Below are 17722 nucleotides of genomic sequence, written 5' to 3' on the forward strand. Positions count from 1 at the left end.
GCTGATGGAAACAATTCGCATGCTTTCGACGCTCGGCCTGATGGGCGCGATGCGCAGCCTGTCCTCCGCGTACGAGGCCGCGACCGGCGTCCGCATCGACGCCGACTTCGCGCCGACTCTGGCGCTGCTCAAACGGTTGCGGGACGGCGAGGCCGCCGATCTCGTGATCCTCACCCGCGAAGGGCTCGACGAGATGATCGGCGAGGGCCGCGTCGTCTCAGGGAACGCAGCCGACCTCGCACGTTCCTTCGTCGGCATCGCGGTGCGGGCAGGGCAAGCACATCCCGACATCGCCACCGCATGCGCGCTGCGCGACACGCTGCTGGCGGCGCGGTCCGTGGCCTATTCGCGGCTGGGCGCGAGCGGCGTGTACTTCGCCCAGCTGGTCGTCCGGATGGGGATCGCGGCCCAGATCAATGCCAAGGCCACCATCGTCGAGCAGGGCTTTACCGCAGAGCGGCTCGTGACCGGCGAAGCTGACCTCGCCGTGCAGCAGATCAGCGAGCTGAAGCAGGTCGAAGGCATCGAGGTGGTCGGCCCGGTCCCGCACGATCTGCAAACGCCGGCCGTGTTCTCCGCCGGCCGGATGGCCAACGCCAAACATGCCGACGCCGCTGACCGGCTGCTGCGCTATCTGGCATCGCCCGAGGTGATCCCCGTGCTGCGCCAATCGGGGCTGGAGCCTTGAATTTGCCGGGGCCACGACGCAACCTGGCGTCCATGCGGACTTTCCTCGTTGCCATCCTCCTCACGCTTGCGGCGCCGTTGTCGGCGCATGCGCAATCGGCCGATCTCGTCCTGTGCGACCGGGTCGCCGCCGACCCCAGCGATCCCGACAAGCCGGCCGACATGAGAGGCGTGACGGAGATTGCGGCCGCCGACGTTGCGAGCGCCATCAAGTTCTGCAAGCAGGCCGCGCCGTCATCGCGACGCGCGATGTTCGCGCTCGGCCGCGCCTATGCGGCCAACCGGCAGACGGCGGAAGCGATGGCAGCCTGGCGCAAGGCCGCCGACAAGGGATCGAGTGCGGCGATGGTCGAGCTCGGTGTGGCCTACGGCACCGGCTCCGGTGTCGCCAGGGATGAAGCGCAGGCGCGCAAATTGTTCGAGAAGGCGGCGCAGGCCGGTAATCCCCGCGGCATCAGCAATCTCGCCGCGCTCAGTGGTACCGGCGGTGCCGCGCCGGCCGATCCCGCACAGGCGCGCGCATTGCTCGGCAGGGCCGCCGAGACCAATGCCGAGGCGCAGTACCAGCTCGGCGTGATGCTCTCCGAAGGTACCGGCGGGGCGAAGGACGACGCCGCGGCGCGCGCGCTGTTCGAGAAGGCGGCCGCGCAAAACCATCCCGGCGCGCTGGAGCGGATGGGTGCCTTCGCACAGGAAGGCCGCGGCGGGCCAAAGGACAAGGACGCCGCGAAATCCTACTACGAGCGCGCCGCAGCGCTCGGCGATGCGGATGCCAAGCAGGCGCTGGAGCGGCTGCGCTGTCCCTATGCGATCAAGGACAAGCAGGGCAAGCTCGTCACCACGCTGTGCTTCTAAAGCGCGTTGAACGCGCTTTGGATTTATTTGGGAGCATGATCTCTTCGGAAAACCGCTGCGCACTTTTCCGGATTATGCTGTAGCTCATTTGTAGTAGTAGGCGACGTTGTTGCGGGCGTCGCGATAGGTCGTCTCGAGAAAATCGGGATATTGCGCGGAGGCCTTCGCCACCGCGCGGACGACGCAGTCCCAGAAATCGCCATCCCAGCTGAAATGCGTGAAGGTCGCGTCCTCGAACCTGACGGCGGTGATGATGGCCTGCCTGATCGCGTCGTCATCGGCACGCAGATGAGCGCGCTTCAGATAATCGAACATCGGTCCTTCATGGGCGTGGCCGCGATCCCAGCGGTATTTCGCGCTGATCTGCTCCGGCGTGAGGGTGCGGTTGACGCGGACCTCTTCGGCGGTCGGGCGCCCCTCGACCGAATCCAGCTGGGTGCGTCGGCGCCAAAGCTCGAACGCGGCATCGAGCAGCGGCTGCTTCGCCGCGCTTGCGATGAAGGTTGCGATCTGCGCCTCGGCTGATGGCTCCATGTGATCCATGCCGGTTTGTCGCGCGCCTCAACCGGCCGGTTCGAAGCCGGCTTGGGGGAGTGCGTAAGGGCCGCTCGCGACCGGCCAAACAAAAAACTCGAAAAACAACCCCATGCACAGTAGCCAAGTGTTTGAAATCACAGGCCCGCAAATGGTGTGAAATCGTCACCTGCGGAATTACCGAAATCTATTGCGCCGTCGGGCAAAACAGGCGCATGATGGCATCATGGCAGGGTGTGGCTTCGCGAATGCCCCTGCGCGAAAAAGCCCGATGGTCTTGGTGCGATGGCGGTGCTAGGTAGCGCGTGCTTTCCTTCTGATATTCCGGGTCAATTGCGTTGCTGGACGGACTCTACAAGGTTGAATACGGGGTCAACGATGCCTTCGGCCGCAGCATCATGTGCATGCATGACGGCAAGCTGCTGGGCGGCAATTCGGCCTTCGCGCATCTCGGAAGCTATTTCGAGCGCGACGGCGAGATCATCGCCGAAGTCATCACCGAACGGCATAACGACGATCCCAACTACAAGCCGCTGATGGGGGCCGACGTCGCCTCGATCGGCGCGCGCGGCCGGCTCGTTGGCAACCAGATCCGTCTCGCGGGCAGCGCGGACACGATGCCGGGCGCCGGTTTCTGGGCCAATCTCACCCGGCTCGATGACGAGGGGTTGCCGCCGCAGGGGACGATTGGTCCGGGCGGGGTGGTGAACGGGCTCTATGCGATCCACCTGCGCGCGCTCGACGGCGTCGATGCCGGGCTCTCCGGCGTCATGCTGCTGATGGACGGCCGCATCCTCGGGGGCGATGCGTTCTTCTACTATCTCGGCTCCTATTCCTCGGCCGACGGCCGCTGGAAGGGCGAAATCCTCAACCAGGAGCACACGCCGGCGAAAGGCGAGAACCCCGTGTTCGGCGGCTATGAGGTCGGGATCGGCTTCTCCGGAACCTGCACGGCCGACAGCGGTGAGCTCGAAGGCATCGCACTCGCCGGCAAGCGCAGCTTGCGGCTGGCAGCATCGCTCAAGCTGATGCGACGGGCGTAGGGCGGTTATTCAAAGGTCCGGGGTGTCCGCTTGCGAAGATAAGCAGGCGGCGTTCCGCTGAGGTCGAGGTCAGCACGTGACCCCATTGCGGATCTCTCGTTGAACTTCCGATAGCGGCGCTTCTGAACGAAGCGTCATTCGGTAATTCCGCCATTGCAGATCATCCTCGATCGCACCACCACCGTGTCAACCTGTGCCGTTCCGGCGAGGACGCCCAAAATTGCGAGCAGGGTGGATCCGTATTTTTACGTAACGGAATGTTAAGACTAACAATACCAGCCGTGCCTCAGATTTAGGCAGAGCACCGCCGCTCGCCCCCCAAATCATCAATTGCCGACCGCACATCGTTGATGGGCTGAACACATTTTGAGGAAACGACATGATTGGCATGATCCAGAATTTGCGCATTGGAACCAAGCTTGGGATCGCTTCGGCCCTGAGCATTCTTCTGGTGGGCCTGATGATCTACACCCAGATGTCCGGCAACTTGGCGGTTAAAAGAGCTAATCAGACTGCGACCGAGCAACAGACAATCGCGCTCACTGCTGCAGAGGCGAAGGCGGCGCAGCGCGGCATGCAGATCGGCCTTCGCGACATGCGCCTCGCCAATGGCCCCGAGAGCTTCAAAGCGGCGAGCGAGTACCTTGCGGCCCGGGTGACGCGGGCACACGGATTTGCCGACGCGATGTTGAAGCTGAGCCATTCCCCGGAAAATCGAGGACGCATGGAGAAGCTCAAGGGCGGTATTGGAGAATATGCCAAGGGTGCCCAGCAGATCGCAGCGATCAAGACCGAGATCATTGGGATCGAAGCTAAGCGCGTCGCCGGCGGCGAACTGCCGGCTGATGCTGTTGCAAAGATCGCAAAACTCAACGACGAGGCAGTCCGCGTCGCTCGCGAGGTGACTTTGCCCGTCGCGAACGAAGTTGAGGTGCTGGCCAACAAAATTGTTGAATTTTCGAAGAGCAGCGCCGATGAGGCCAATGTCACTGCCGCAAAGGAAATGGCTTCAGCCGAACTCATGTCGCTGGCGATCGGCCTGTCGGCAGCGTTATTGTTGGTCGCAAGCTGCGTGTTCTCGATTTTCAGCATTGCCCGTCCCATGCGCGCATTGAGCCTTTCCATGGAGAAGCTTGCCGAGGGTGATTTCGGAGTGGTGCTGCCCGGCCTCGGCCGTAAGGACGAGGTTGGCCAGGTCGCTGGAGCGGTCGAGAAATTCAAGGTGGTGTCGGCACAGAAGGCCCAAGCGGAAGCCGAAGCCAAGATCAAGCAGGACCAAGTTGCCGCGCAGCAGCGCAAGGCGGACATGATCAAGCTCGCTGATGGTTTTGAAGGCGCTGTCGGCGAGATCATCGAAACCGTGTCTTCGGCCTCGACCGAACTCGAGGCCTCCGCGGCAACGCTCACTTCCACCGCCGAGCGAGCGCAGGAGCTCACCACCATGGTCGCTGCGGCCTCGGAGGAAGCCTCAACCAATGTGCAGTCTGTGGCGTCCGCCACTGAGGAACTGACGTCGTCCGTCAATGAGATCAGCCGCCAAGTGCAGGAATCGGCGCGAATGGCCAATGATGCCGTCAACCAGGCCCGCACCACCAACGATCGAGTCGGCGAGTTGTCGAAGGCTGCCGCGCGCATCGGCGATGTGGTAGAACTGATCAACACCATAGCCGGCCAGACCAATCTGCTGGCTCTCAACGCAACCATCGAGGCGGCCCGTGCTGGCGAGGCCGGTCGCGGCTTCGCAGTCGTGGCTTCGGAGGTTAAAGCCCTGGCCGAGCAGACCGCAAAGGCGACCGGCGAGATCGGTCAGCAGATCACCGGTATTCAAGCCGCGACCCAGGAATCGGTGAGCGCCATCAAGGAAATCAGCGGCACCATCGAGCGGCTGTCGGAGATTTCGTCAACCATTGCCGCAGCAGTCGAAGAGCAGGGCGCGGCGACGCAGGAGATTTCCCGCAACGTCCAGCAGGCGGCGCAAGGCACCCAGCAGGTCTCCTCCAACATCATGGATGTGCAGCGGGGAGCTAGTGAGACCGGGTCGGCTTCCTCGCAAGTTTTATCTGCTGCGCAGTCACTCTCAGGTGATTCTAATCGTCTCAAGCTGGAGGTTGGCAAGTTTCTTAGCACAGTGAGGGCTGCGTAGTCCTGGGCCCGGATATCTGGAGGCAAATGCACTCGAGCGATATGAAGCCTTCAATAACGAGGCAGACCAAAAGCTCGAAAGCTTCTATGGAGGATGGCTTCTGTTTTCGCGAGCGCATGGTCCCTGCCGGCCGCCGCTAGTTTGCGGCGTCACGGATTTGAATCGTGATCGACGTGCTGACTTCCTCTGTTGGCCCATCGCTTCGGTTGACGCGGTGCGATGCATGTCGGCTCGAGAGGTTAGAGCGGAAGTTTGCAGCCGAGAGCCAGTTCGGCGTGGTGAGATACATGTGGTGAGTTGACACTTCCGGTGTTGGCCCTTCGCATTGCCCGGACGCCGTGCAGCGATCTATCTGCAGTTCGGGTCAGTCCGGAAGTGCCACGACTCCAGTCAAACCGGCTTTGTTGACCCAAGAGGACATGGAGGTTCGCGTTCTATGCCGATTTGTTCTCATTCTCGGCGCGACACCGGGGCTACTTAACCCCCGCAGCCTCAGTTGAATTCGCGCTCGCCTGGTTCAATCTGCGGAACAATTGTGCACGTTGGAACTTAGTGATTCTCGCAACCTGAGTGCAGTACAGTGGACCGCGATTTCAAAAACGAAGTCTTTTCCAGCTATCAGCCAAATCCGACCAAGCCCTGCAATCACTGTGGCCGAAGGCTGGCCCTCGCGGTGAAGATGCTCAACCCGGATACCGGTGGAATCGTTCGCATGTTCAAGTGCCAGTGCGGCGAGCAAACCTGGACTGAGAACAAAGAGTAAGGCTGCCGCGTCGGCGCGCTCATGCACTGCGACTTCTGCTCTTGGACCATCAGCGAAGTAGCGGCGCATTTCATTGAGGGCCGCGTGGTTATCGCATCGAAGCTCGACTGCTGCGACCGGTGGCGGTTTCGCCGGAAGGCCGGGTCAGTTGCGAAGTCCTGATCTAAGAAATTTCGACCACGCGAGAGCCCGGTGCCGCAGCGGCTCTTTGACTTGCGAGGCGCGCCACAGACCAAAGGGCTTCGGTTGTATAGAACTCCCATCAAACGATTTCCTCGTCGGTCAAGGGGTGCATCGGCCCGCCGTCCGTGTTTGAGAACAGCCTCTACCGACCTGTGTCAGGCCGGGTTAACTGCGGACTTGAGTTCGTTTATTGCAGCTTGCCGAGCCACAGGGCGGCGAGCGACTGGCGATTGCGCACGCCGAACTTGGCGTAGATCGACTTGACGTGAAAATGCGTGGTGTTCGGACTCTGCTCGAGCTTTTGCGCGATCTGCCTTTCCGTGTCCCCTGCGAGCAGTCCGAGCAACACCCGGCGTTCAGCTGGCGTGAGGGGCGCGTTGGCGATGAGCAGACCATGGCTGAGCAATTGTTGACGGTGAAACCATCTCAAGGCGCGCATCACGGAGCCCAGACGCTGGCCGTCCTGTGCCGTAAAGCGGGGTTGCTGGGCATCACGAAACACGAACAGGCGAATCCTCAAATCGTCATTGAGTGCGATGCGCACGGAAATGCTGTCGGCGAAGCCGACATCCAGATAGTGCCGACGATAGTGCTTGCCCTCGAACCATGCCGGCGGCAGCGTTTCGAACAGCAGACGGACGCGGAACGGCTCATCGCCCGACATTGACAGGATCTGCGACAGGTCGACGTCGTCCGACCAGAGCGTATCGTACTGCTTCTGCACGGATGCCGCGACCGCCGGTACCGGGTCCAGCACCCTGACGAGGCGCGGACGCCAGCCGAGCAGGGGATCGGCCCGCTTCGGCGAAGGCAATCGCACGACCACGCCCCACAGCACATTGCGTGCCGACAACATGGTGCGCAGTGCGGACATCAGGTGGGTCAGCGCAGCATCACCATCGGCTACCGAGAAGTCGGCCAGTTGATCCCAGAGTGCATAGACGTCTTGATTTTGCGGATCGATGGGATCCGTGGAGAGAAGCATGTCATTCCCAGTGCGCGTGCAGAGTTTCTCTGACCTCAGAGGTCGCCGACCTGCGCGGGCATACATAAAGCACGGCGAACCACCTTTCTAGGTAGTTCTCAGACCTATCCAGTGGCGCGATATTCGGCGCCGTGACTGGGAAGACGGATTCTCTCAGCGTAGCGACATTGGGAGATCAGCGATGCGTACGACGACGGGCGCGCGCCGGCTTAGATGGCCCGGCGAAGGCCGGACGGACAGGCGATGGCCCGGCTCTTTCTTCGTCCTGTCAGGCGCTATTCCGGCACTCGCAGCTTCCACTGGCCAGGGTGCCGGCGGTGGAGCAATGAAGTGAAGAATACGCCTGCCCGTCGACAGCGCCGCGAGCTTCTGGTGCGATCAACTCTCCTGAGCGGCACGGCTTATGCCCTGATCAGTTGCACCTGTGCGCACGCCCAGACGGTCATCAATGTGTCCGACGGTGCCAGCCTGTCGGCGGCGATCGCGCAGGCCGACAGCAATGCCAGCGCGAGTTATGTCATCAATTTCCAGAACAACATCACGCTGACTGGCGCAGCGGCCGACACGCTCAGCGCCTTCAACACCACCAGCAACGTCACGGTGAATGGCGGCGGCTTCAGGCTGGACGGCGGTGGCGTGCAGCGCGGGTTCTTTGTCTACGCAGGCACTGTCGCCATTAACAATCTGACGATCCAGAACACCCAGGCGCTTGGCGGCGACGGGGGCAACGTTGGATTCGGTAGCGGGGGCGGCGCTGGCGGCCTCGGTGCAGGCGGCGCGCTGTTCGTGGCGAGCGGTGGCCATGTGACCGTGAGCAACGTCGTTCTTTCAGGCAACAACGCAACCGGCGGCGCCGGCGCTGTCGGCGGTGACGGCGTGCCGGGCGCAGGAACGGCCGGCGGCGCAGGCGGCGGTCTCGGCGGCCATGCAGTGGGCGGGTTCGCCGGTGGCGGTGTCGGACGCGGCGCCGATGGCGACACAGGGGCCGGAGGCGGGGCGGGCATTGTCGTTGGTGCGGCAAGTGGCGGACAGGGTTTCGGCGGCTCCCCCGGTGGCATTAACGGCGGAGGTGGCGGCGATGGAGGTGCCGGCGGGATCGGCGGAAGTCCCATATTCGGCAATGGCCAAGGCGGTTTCGGCGGCGGCGGCACTCATAGTGCTGCGGACGACAGAGGCGGCTCGGGGGGATTTGGCGGCGGCGGCGCAGGGGGTCACTCGATAGCGGGCCATCAGGGAGGCGCTGGTGGCGTTGGTGGCGGCGGCGGCGGCGGCGGGGCAGACCATTTGGGTGAGGTGGCCGGAACCGGCGGGAGTAGAGGATTTGGTGGTGGCGTCGGTGGCAACGGCAGCAGCATCGCGGCGAACGGTGGCAGTGGTGGAGGTGGCGGCGGCGGCGGCGGCGCCGGATTGGGCGGCGCCATGTTCGTTCAGGAGGGCGGCTCGCTAACGATCGCCGGCGCGTTCAACGTCAACGGCGGCAGCGTCGCCGGGGGAGTCGGCGGCACGGGCGGCAACGGTTTTGGCGGCGTGGACAATGGCACGGCGGGTAGTGGCGGTTCTGCTTTCGGAGCCGGCATCTTCCTTCAAGGCAACGGCATCCTCAACTTCCAGCCCGGCGGCGGCGCGACGCAAACGCTTTCAGACGGCATCGCCGACCAGACCGGTTCTGGCGGCACGGGTGTCGAGGCCGGAATATGGGGACTGAACAAGAACGGCGTCGGCACGCTGGTGCTCTCGGCGGCCAACACCTATAGCGGCGCAACGATGGTAGACGGCGGAACGCTGCGCGCCGGACACGCCGCCGCGTTCGGGACCAGCAATCAGTTTTCGGTCGCGGGCGGCGCGACGCTGGATTTGAACGGCTTCAACCAGACATTCGCCGTTTTGCAAGGCACCGGCACGGTGACCGGCGCCAGCAGCACGATCTCCGGCATGTTTACGCCTGGCAACGGCACGCCGGGTTCGTCGATGGTGATAACGGGCAATCTCGCGTTCCAGGCGGCCGCGCAATATCTGGTCCAAATCGACCCCACGACGGCCTCATTCACGGTCGTCAACGGTACAGCGACGCTTGGCGGCGCTGCGGTGGGCGCCAGCTTTGCGCCCGGGACCTATGTGCAGAAAAAGTACATCATCCTCACCGCGACGGGCGGCGTCAGCGGTGCCTTCGGTGGCGTGATTACTTCCAGTGCGCCATCGAACTTTTCTTCGACGTTGAGCTACGATGCCAACAACGTCTACCTGGACATGGTCTTGAATTTTGGCATTCCAGGCGGCCTCAACCCCAATCAGCAGGCGGTCGGCGACGCGCTGACGAAGTTCTTCAACACCACCGGCGGCATTCCCGCAGTGTTCGCAAACATGTCGCCGAAGGGGCTCTCGCAGGCGGCCGGCGAGACCGGAACGGGATCGCAGCAATCCACGTTCAACGCGATGAACCAGTTCATGGGCGTCATGACCGACCCGTTCATTGCCGGACGCGATGACGGCGGAACTGCCGGCGGCAACGCCCCCGGTTATGCCGACGAGGAAGCGCTCGCCTTTGCCGCGAAGAAGCGCAATCTGAACGATGCGCTGGCGGCGATTTACACCAAGGCGCCAGCTGCGGTGCCGTTCCAGCAGCGCTGGAGCGTGTGGGCGGCCGGCTTCGGCGGCTCGCAAACGACGAATGGCAACAACGTGACCGGCTCCAATGCGGCGACGTCGCAGGTCTTTGGCACAGCTGTTGGCGCTGACTATCGCTTCTCGCCGTTTACCATCGCCGGCTTCTCGCTGGCCGGCGGCGGTACCAGTTTCAGCGTCGCCAATAACGGCACCGGGCGTTCCGACCTGTTCCAGGCCGGCGCGTTCGTTCGGCACACTATCGGCGCCGCCTATGTTTCCGGCGCACTCGCCTATGGCTGGCAGGATGTCACCACCGATCGCACCGTCACCATTGCCGGCATCGATCGGCTGCGCGCGCAGTTCAACGCCAATGCCTGGTCCGGCCGCGTCGAGGGCGGTTACCGCTTCGTGGCGCCCCTGATCGGCGGGATCGGCTTCACGCCCTACGGGGCGGGCCAGTTCACCACGTTCGTACTGCCGGCCTATGCGGAAGGTGTCATCTCGGGCAACAACACCTTTACGCTCGCTTATACGGCGAAGAGCGTGACCGACACCCGCAGCGAACTCGGCGTGCGCACCGACAAATCCTTCGCCATGCAGAGCGCGCTGCTGACGCTGCGCGGCCGCGTGGCCTGGGCGCATGACTTCAGTTCCGACCGCGGCATCGGTGCGACGTTCCAGACTCTGCCGGGCGCCAGCTTCTTCGTCAACGGCGCCCCGCAGGCTACCGATTCCGCGCTTCTCACCGCATCCGCCGAAACCAAATGGATGAACGGCTGGTCGACCGCCGCGACTTTCGAAGGCGAGTTCTCCAACGTGACGCGCAGCTACGCCGGCAAAGGCGTGGTGCGATATGCGTGGTGAACTCCTCGGGTGGCAGCGGTGCCGTCGGAAATGATCAGGCCGCGCGATCACGTGATGACGCTCGGCGTGAACTACAATTTCGATTGGACTCCGTTCCCGGGACGGAGTGCGCTTGAGAAATGAGATCGATTGGCGCGCTGTTGAGATCGCGAAGAAGCGGCGGCGCGCGGGCGCCGCCGACCCGAATGACGCTGTCTGCTTGCTACCGAGCGTCATTCTTACTGAAAGACGAGTCGGGAGCGTGACGATGAGGACGCACTGCTACCGTTCTCGAAAGCTATGAATACAGTCGATAACTTAAAAAACAGGTGGGCTTTAATGAAGAAGATCTTGATGGCCTCGGTGGCCTTACTGACTATGGTTGGCTCATCATCGGCCGCTGACTTGTACGCAAAGGCGCCGGCCCATGCCGCTCCGGTTTTCAATTGGACAGGTTTCTACGTCGGTGTGAACGCCGGATATGGCGGCGGTGAATCGGCAATCATCACTGAGTCTCCTTTCGGGAGCGGAGTGTTGGCCCTCAAGTCGAACGGATTTCTCGGCGGCGGCCAATTTGGTTACAACTGGCAGGCCGCACAGTTCTTGTATGGCTTCGAAGCTGACATTCAGGGCACCGATGTGAAAAGCAGCCTCGGGATCCCCGCGCTTTTTGGCGGCGCCGCCGGCACGACGGTGGATTATTTCGGTACGGTTCGCGGACGCATTGGTTTCCTGCCGTGGGAGCGTTTCGTCGTTTACGCGACGGGCGGTCTCGCCTATGGACAGACAACAACCAACAGCGGCGTTCCACTCGGGACGAATACGAAACTCGGTTGGACCGCCGGCGCCGGCTTCGAATACATGATCGCACAAAACTGGTCTTTGAAGACCGAGTACCTTTACGTTGACCTGGGCAAGGACGCATTCAACCTAGATCAATTTGGCCTTCCCCCAGGCACCGGCTTCTCTGTCAGCGAAAAAACAGACATGCACGTCGTGCGCGCTGGTGTGAACTATCATTTCTAAGCGAACGAAGCTTAAGCGAACGAAGCTTTCAGACGTTGGCTGAGAACGAGACGCAAGAGGGGCCCCGGCGACGGAGCCCCTCAGTTATTTTTCACACTGCGTTGGTTTGCATTTTCTCGGCGTCGAAGGAGTGAAGCCTCGATGCCCTGTCACCGTACTGCTGCTTCACTGGAGCTTTTTTGTCATGCTTCGACGTCGTCAAGGCGCCGGACACGCCGCTCCCGTCTTCACCCAGGCCTCCACCAGCGCGCCGGCCTGCTGTTGCGTGCCCGGCACGGGTGAGCGGCCGAAGCCGGGCTTCCAGGCCCAGCCGACGAGGGTGTCCTTGCCGATATGGTCGATCAGGTCTTCCACCTTGCGTCCGCCATTGCGCGCGGGATCCCTGATCTGCTCGCAGATCTCGCCGACGGTCTTGCCCTCCCAGGCCATCTCGCGCGGGGCGAGGTGCCAGTCGGGATGGCCGGGCATGCGGCCGGGCTCAAAATTGGCCTTCTGGTGGCAGGTGTTGCAGCGCATCGCCTCGAGCCCATGGCCGTCAGCGCCGCGCGTGACCGGCGGCTGATGCAGGCGGGCACTGTCGCCCTGGTGCGGCCTGTCGCCGGCCGGATGACAGTTGGTGCAGCGCGGATGCGTCAGCACCTTGCCGAGCTCAGTGAAGATTGCGGCCGAACGCTTCTCGGTGTCGCCGACCGAAGCAAAGCTCTCGGGCGAGGCGAGGGCGTGGCTTGCCGTCTCCGACGCCGCGTAGCCCGCACTGAGACTGCCGGCGAGTGCGGCGACCACGGCAATCATCTTGAACCGCACGTCGGAGATCATGATGCGTGTCACTTGGTGGCCATGAGGTAGCGCTTCGAGTCGGCGAGGATCACGTCGCGCACCGCCTCGTGATATTTGACGTAGCCGGTGCAGCGACAGAGATGACCGTCGAGCGCATCCGCGATGGTCTGCTCCAGCGCCTCGCGCGCGACCGGTGCCCGCGACAGGCGCTCCAGCAAGACCTGGCCCTCATTGAGGAAGCCCGCGGTGCAATAGCCGCATTGAAAGGCGAAATGCGCGATGAACGCCTTTTGCAGGGTCGAGAGCTCGCCGTCCCTCGCGTGCCCCTCGACGGTGCGGATCGATTTGCCGTCGAAATTCATGGCGGGCGCGACGCAGGTCGGGCTGGTGGTGCTGGTGCCGTCGGGCGCGTCGACGATGACGGCGCAGCTCAGGCATTGCGCGGCGCCGCAGCCGAACTTGGTGCCGGTCATGCCCAGCATCTCGCGCAGAAAATCGTTCATCGAGAGATCGTCGCGGACGTCCATCGGACCGTGCTTCTGGCCGTTGATGGTGAGGCTGAGGGTCGTCACGCGAGCACTCCCTTCAATAGGCTTGCGGTGACCGGCAGCGCGCGGAAGCGATGGCCGGTGGCGTCGTGGATGGCGTTGATCAGCGCCGGCACGATCGGGATCATCACGACCTCCGCCATGCCCTTCGGCGCTTCGTCTGGTACTAGCGGCTTCAGCATCTCGATCTCGAGATCGCGGAGCGGCAGGTCGGAGCCGCGTGCGACCAGATAGCGCCCGAGATTCCATTCGCCATTGCCCGGCCCGCCCTCGAACGGGGGCAGGGTTTCGAGCAGCGCGTAGCCGACGCCCATGGCGAAGCCGCCCTGGGCCTGGCCCATCACCACCTCGGGCACCAGCGCGGTGCCGCATTCGAGCACGCTATAGGCCTTGGCGATGCGAAGCGCGCCGGTTGCGCGCTCGATCTCGACGCGGACGACCGTGCCGCACATCGAGGTGTAGGCGGTGCCGATCCGGTTGTTGTCGGTCGGCGGAAACTTGACGCTGCTGCGGTTGATCCGCTCGAACTTGCCGTTGCCTTTGCGGATCGCCAGCGCGTCGATCTCGGCGCGGTATTGCTCGCCGGACAGCGGGAAGCGTGCCCGCGACCACGCCCAGCGCGAGAAGCTGTGCGCAACCGCACCGGTGACGAAGCCGCGCGCGTGAGCTGTCGCCGCGAGCGCAGGGAGGGCGAGCGGTTCGAGGCCGGGCATGATGAGCTGGCCGTTCTGCCAGCTTGCGCTGGCCCATTGCCCCGCGCGCGGATCGGTCTTTGCGATGCGCCACAGCTCGAGCGCCGCGGGCCACAGGCCGAAGCGGAAAATCACGCGGGCGGCTTCCGCGGCGGAATGCGTGCCGACATGCGCGCCGATCGAGGAGCTCGTTGGCGAGCTGATCGCGGGCACCCAGCGCGGGTTCTTCTCCGCGGCATCCTGGGTCTTCTGGTCCATGGTTGAGGGATCGCCGGATGTGACCAGCCCGAGTACGTCATAGCTGGCGACGCGGGCGACCGAGACCTCATCGGCGATGGCGCCGAGATGGCCGGCGACCCGGTTGGCCAGCGCCGTCCCGATGCCGTTGCCCATCTCGACATGATCGCAATAGATGACGATCCTGCCGTCGGGACCAAGCTCCACGCGTCCGAGCGAGCCGTCCGCGCCGGAGCCATAGTCTTTCGTCACGCAGGCGACGCCGGTGCCGACCAGCCGATCCGACGAGGTCTGCTTGAACTGCGCCCGCTGCTGCCAGATCGGATGCTTCTCGAGCTTGTCGAGGATTTCAGGCGTGCGCACCGAGACGATGTAGGGATTGCCCGTCATGGTCCGACCGTTCTGCGGCAGCGCGTTACGCCGCCGGAAATCGATCGGATCGCGCTTGAGCTCGGACGCGGCTTCGTCGATCAGGACCTCCAGCGCCGTCATGGCTTGCAGGATGCCATAGCCGCGCATCGAGCCTGCGCTCACGCCGCGCGAGTGCACCGCGACGGTCCTAACGTCGACCTTCGGAATGTCGTAGATGCCGATCGCGCCGGTGGCCGCGACGATTGCGACGCTGGCCGAGAAATGGGCGAGCCCGCCGCCGTCGAGCACGTGATCGGCGGCGAACGCCTTGATCTTGCCGGTCGCGCGATCGATGCCGATGCGTGAGCGCATCTTGATCGAATGGCGTTTGATGCCGGCCTGAAATTGCTGGTAGCGGTCATGGGCCAGCCGCACCGGCTTGCCGGGAAAGCAGACCGCCGCGAGCGCAACATAGAGAATGAAAGGCGTGTGATCGCGGCCACCAAAGCCGCCGCCGACATGGGCGAACTGCGCGTTGATGTGCGCCGGCTTGTACGGCGCGCGGGCCTTGCCGAACAGATGCGCGATCGACTCCGCCGCCTCGTAGGGCGACTGGACGCCAAGCAGCAGTTCGAGATTGCCGCCCTTGCCGTCGTACCAGGCGAGCCCGCATTCCGGCTCGAGGAACATCGGGTCGACCGATTGCGTCTCGAACTCGCGGTCGAGCACCAGCATGGAGGCGTCATCCGCTGCAAGCTCGGCGCGGATCTGCTCGCCATGTTTCGCCGCCTTGGCGTAATCCGCCGGCATGTCCTTCGCGAGCGGTGACCACACCGGCAGCGCCGCGCTCTGCACCTTCTTGGGCGAGACCCAGCCGGCCTGGAGCGGCGAATAGACATCCGGTTGGTCAGGCGAGGGACCTGCCACGCGGGTGAAGCGGAAGGCCCCGTAATCGGGGACGACGACAGGCCCGGTCTCCTCGCCGAATTGGACGAACGTGCCGTCGCGCAGCGCGAGACGCGCCTGGTCGAAGGCGTCGAACTTTTCGAAGATCAAAAGCGCGACCGGCTGTCCCAGATAAAGCGGCGTCTTGCCGATCGGACAGAACAGGTCGCCCGCATAGAATTCCGGCACCTGCGTCCCGATCCGGTCGAGATCGGCGGCTGTCACCACCACCGACGGCTTGAGCGCGCCGCCGAGGCGGGCGAGGTCCAGTCCGGTATAGACATGCGTGGCGTCGTTGGCGCGGATCAGGATCGCGTGCGAGGTGGTCTGTGGCCAGCCCTGCAGATCGTTGGCGCGGAAGTCGGAAGCGTAGAGCTTTGCGCCGGTGACCTTGGCGACGCCGTCGACGCGGCCGGCGCCCGTTGCCGCCGGATTGAACTTGCCGCGTCCGGGCAGCGTCTCGTGCGCTGCGAAGGGCACGCCCGCCGCGGACGCCAGATGTGACAGGCTGACCGAGATGCCTCCCGCCGACAACCACTTCACGAACTCACGTCGCGAAGGCCCCATGATCATATCCTTGTACAGAGTTTCGAGAACATCGGGATGCGGCCAGCATGCGATGTCCGGAGGGCATAGGTCAGCGCCAGCGCGAATCCGTCACGATGCATCATGCGACGATAGAACGGGTGAGAAGGTTTACAACCGCTGAATGTCGTGCGCTCGCAGATCGAATTGTGGTTTCGTGCTTGCTTTGAAATCGAATCGAACGGAAGACGGTCCGGCAACAGGGGGCGCGATTCAAATGCAGCACGATCCGAACGGTGCGTCTTCAGTCACCAGCACCATGGGCACGACGACATTGTCGCGCCGCCAATTGCTGGATTGCGGTCTCAAAGCGGGCGCGTTGTCGCTGTTCGCAGGTGCAGCGAATGCCCAGCACGCCGTGCACGACCATGCAGGCACGTCCCACACCGCGGACATGTCGCCGACCATGGGAATGATCGCTGATACGCCCGTTCCCGCCATGGACCAGCCGCTGCTCGAGCCCGAGGTGCGGCGGTCCGTCAATGGCGTGCTGAGCACGACCTTGCGCGTCGGCTATGCCTATCGCCAGATCGGCGGCGTCCGGCTCTATGTCAGGTCCTATGAAGGCGGCAGCCCCGGCCCGACCTTGCGCATGAAGCCCGGCGATACGCTGCGCATCAAGATGATCAACGATCTGCCGCCGAACCGCGATGGATTGCCGGCCGACATCAGCCATCCGCACCAGTTCAACAACACCAATTTCCATTTTCACGGCGCGCATACCAGCCCAAGCGGGATTTCCGACAACGTCATGCGCTCGATGGCGCCGGGCCGCAGCTACAACATCGAAATAACGCTGCCGGCCGATCACACCAGGGGCACCTACTGGTATCACCCACATCACCACGGCAGCGCTGACATCCAGATGTCCTCCGGCATGGTCGGCGCCGTCGTCATCGAGGGCGATTTCGCCGAAATTCCAGAGATCGCGACCGCCCGCGAACGTCTCATGGTGCTGACCCAGGTGGTCTACGATGCAAACGGCATGGTCGAGAATTTCGAGACGCTGTTTCCCGAGACTGCGACGCGTTTTCTCGCCATTAACGGCCAGCGCCGGCCAATGATCGAGATGCGGCCCGGCGAGGTGCAGCGCTGGCGCATCCTCAATGCCGCCTATCAGGACGACATGCTGCTCGACCTGGAAAAGCACGATCTGCAAGCGATCGCCTATGACGGCATCCAGCTCGGCGCCATGCAGCCGCTCAAGCAGGTCCTGATCGCGCCCGGCCAGCGCGCGGACATTCTGGTGAAAGCAGGGAGCCCCGGCACCTACGCCTTCAACGCGGCGCAGTACGACCAGGGCCATCCTTCGCCAGTGGGACCGCTGGCGCGGGTTGTGGTCTCAGGCGCGCCGATGGACATGAAGCTGCCGCCGGCCCTGCCGCCGGCGCCGCTCGCGACCATCAAGGACTCCGAGATCACCAACCGCCGCAAGGTGGTGCTGTCGGCGACCGCGCCGGAGGCCGATGCCGCAGGCCATTGGCAGGAATTCGAGTTCTTCGTCGACGGCAAGAAGTTCGACCCCGGCCGCATCGATCAGCGGGTCAAGCTGGGTGCGGTCGAGGAGTGGACCATCGTCAACACCCATGAGCATGACGACCACGTGTTCCACATCCACACCAACCCGTTCCAGGTGATCTCGGCCAATGGCAAGGCACTGGCGGTGCCGGAATGGCGGGATTCCGTGATCGTGGAGCGCAAGGGCGGCCAGGTCGTGTTCCGCTCGCGCTTCATCGATTTCACCGGCGTCTACATGCTCCACTGCCACATGATGAACCATGAGGAGATGGGCATGATGCAGACCGTGGAGGTCTACAAGGCCTAAGCTGCGGGTCGAATTGCGCGAATTCGGCGGCGCGCGGGGCTGATCCGGGTCCGGCCGGGCTTCCCCTGGCGGCCGGCATGGCCTATGACGCTGCAA

At 63.7% G+C, this 17722-nt stretch carries 12 protein-coding genes; 7 read left to right on the forward strand and 5 right to left on the reverse strand.

What is annotated here, in order from left to right; all coding sequences use genetic code 11:
- Positions 1 to 4 precede the first annotated feature (4 nt).
- On the forward strand, positions 5 to 688 hold the full coding sequence (locus IVB48_RS39150) for a substrate-binding domain-containing protein (RefSeq protein ID WP_247408488.1): 684 nt from the start codon (positions 5 to 7) through the stop codon (positions 686 to 688).
- Positions 689 to 720: 32 nt separating this feature from the next.
- Complete coding sequence (locus tag IVB48_RS39155; protein WP_247408490.1) at positions 721 to 1542, forward strand: tetratricopeptide repeat protein; 822 nt, start codon at positions 721 to 723, stop codon at positions 1540 to 1542.
- Between the two features lie 84 nt (positions 1543 to 1626).
- Here the strand turns inward: IVB48_RS39155 and IVB48_RS39160 are convergent, their stop codons facing one another.
- On the reverse strand, positions 1627 to 2076 hold the full coding sequence (locus IVB48_RS39160) for a hypothetical protein (protein ID WP_247408491.1): 450 nt from the start codon (positions 2074 to 2076) through the stop codon (positions 1627 to 1629).
- A 338-nt stretch (positions 2077 to 2414) separates the two neighbouring features.
- Between IVB48_RS39160 and IVB48_RS39165 the strand changes: the two genes are divergently transcribed.
- Positions 2415 to 3119 (forward strand): GrlR family regulatory protein, encoded by a 705-nt coding sequence (locus tag IVB48_RS39165; RefSeq protein ID WP_247408493.1) that lies wholly within the window; start codon positions 2415 to 2417, stop codon positions 3117 to 3119.
- Positions 3120 to 3498: 379 nt separating this feature from the next.
- Positions 3499 to 5262: a HAMP domain-containing methyl-accepting chemotaxis protein gene (locus IVB48_RS39170; protein WP_027569737.1), complete on the forward strand. Its 1764-nt coding sequence runs from the start codon at positions 3499 to 3501 to the stop codon at positions 5260 to 5262.
- Between the two features lie 1133 nt (positions 5263 to 6395).
- Here the strand turns inward: IVB48_RS39170 and IVB48_RS39175 are convergent.
- A complete protein-coding gene (locus IVB48_RS39175; protein WP_247408495.1) occupies positions 6396 to 7259 on the reverse strand; it encodes a helix-turn-helix transcriptional regulator in 864 nt (287 codons plus the stop codon).
- Between the two features lie 264 nt (positions 7260 to 7523).
- Here IVB48_RS39175 and IVB48_RS39180 point away from each other — a divergent pair, with 264 nt between their 5' ends.
- A complete protein-coding gene (locus IVB48_RS39180; RefSeq protein WP_247408498.1) occupies positions 7524 to 10661 on the forward strand; it encodes an autotransporter domain-containing protein in 3138 nt (1045 codons plus the stop codon).
- 318 nt (positions 10662 to 10979) lie between these two features.
- Positions 10980 to 11666, forward strand: coding sequence for an outer membrane protein (locus IVB48_RS39185; RefSeq protein ID WP_247361382.1), 687 nt, complete (start codon positions 10980 to 10982; stop codon positions 11664 to 11666).
- A gap of 198 nt (positions 11667 to 11864) precedes the next feature.
- Here IVB48_RS39185 and IVB48_RS39190 read toward each other — a convergent pair whose 3' ends face one another.
- The 3 genes from IVB48_RS39190 to IVB48_RS39200 are packed head-to-tail and all read right to left on the reverse strand — an operon-like array spanning position 11865 to position 15783.
- The gene (locus IVB48_RS39190; RefSeq protein ID WP_247408500.1) at positions 11865 to 12482 is read right to left on the reverse strand and encodes an Isoquinoline 1-oxidoreductase subunit; all 618 of its coding nucleotides are present in this window, start codon (positions 12480 to 12482) and stop codon (positions 11865 to 11867) included.
- Between the two features lie 8 nt (positions 12483 to 12490).
- On the reverse strand, positions 12491 to 13015 hold the full coding sequence (locus IVB48_RS39195) for a (2Fe-2S)-binding protein (protein ID WP_247408502.1): 525 nt from the start codon (positions 13013 to 13015) through the stop codon (positions 12491 to 12493).
- Positions 13012 to 15783, reverse strand: coding sequence for a molybdopterin cofactor-binding domain-containing protein (locus tag IVB48_RS39200; protein ID WP_247408504.1), 2772 nt, complete (start codon positions 15781 to 15783; stop codon positions 13012 to 13014). The genes IVB48_RS39195 and IVB48_RS39200 overlap by 4 nt, the downstream gene beginning before the upstream one ends.
- 235 nt (positions 15784 to 16018) lie before the next feature.
- On the opposite strand from IVB48_RS39200, the gene IVB48_RS39205 reads away from it, so the two are divergent.
- Positions 16019 to 17626, forward strand: a complete 1608-nt coding sequence (locus IVB48_RS39205; RefSeq protein WP_247408506.1) for a multicopper oxidase domain-containing protein — start codon at positions 16019 to 16021, stop codon at positions 17624 to 17626.
- The last annotated feature ends 96 nt before the right edge of the window (positions 17627 to 17722 follow it).

Origin of the sequence: Bradyrhizobium sp. 76 (assembly GCF_023073025.1) — a bacterium.
Lineage (GTDB): Bacteria > Pseudomonadota > Alphaproteobacteria > Rhizobiales > Xanthobacteraceae > Bradyrhizobium.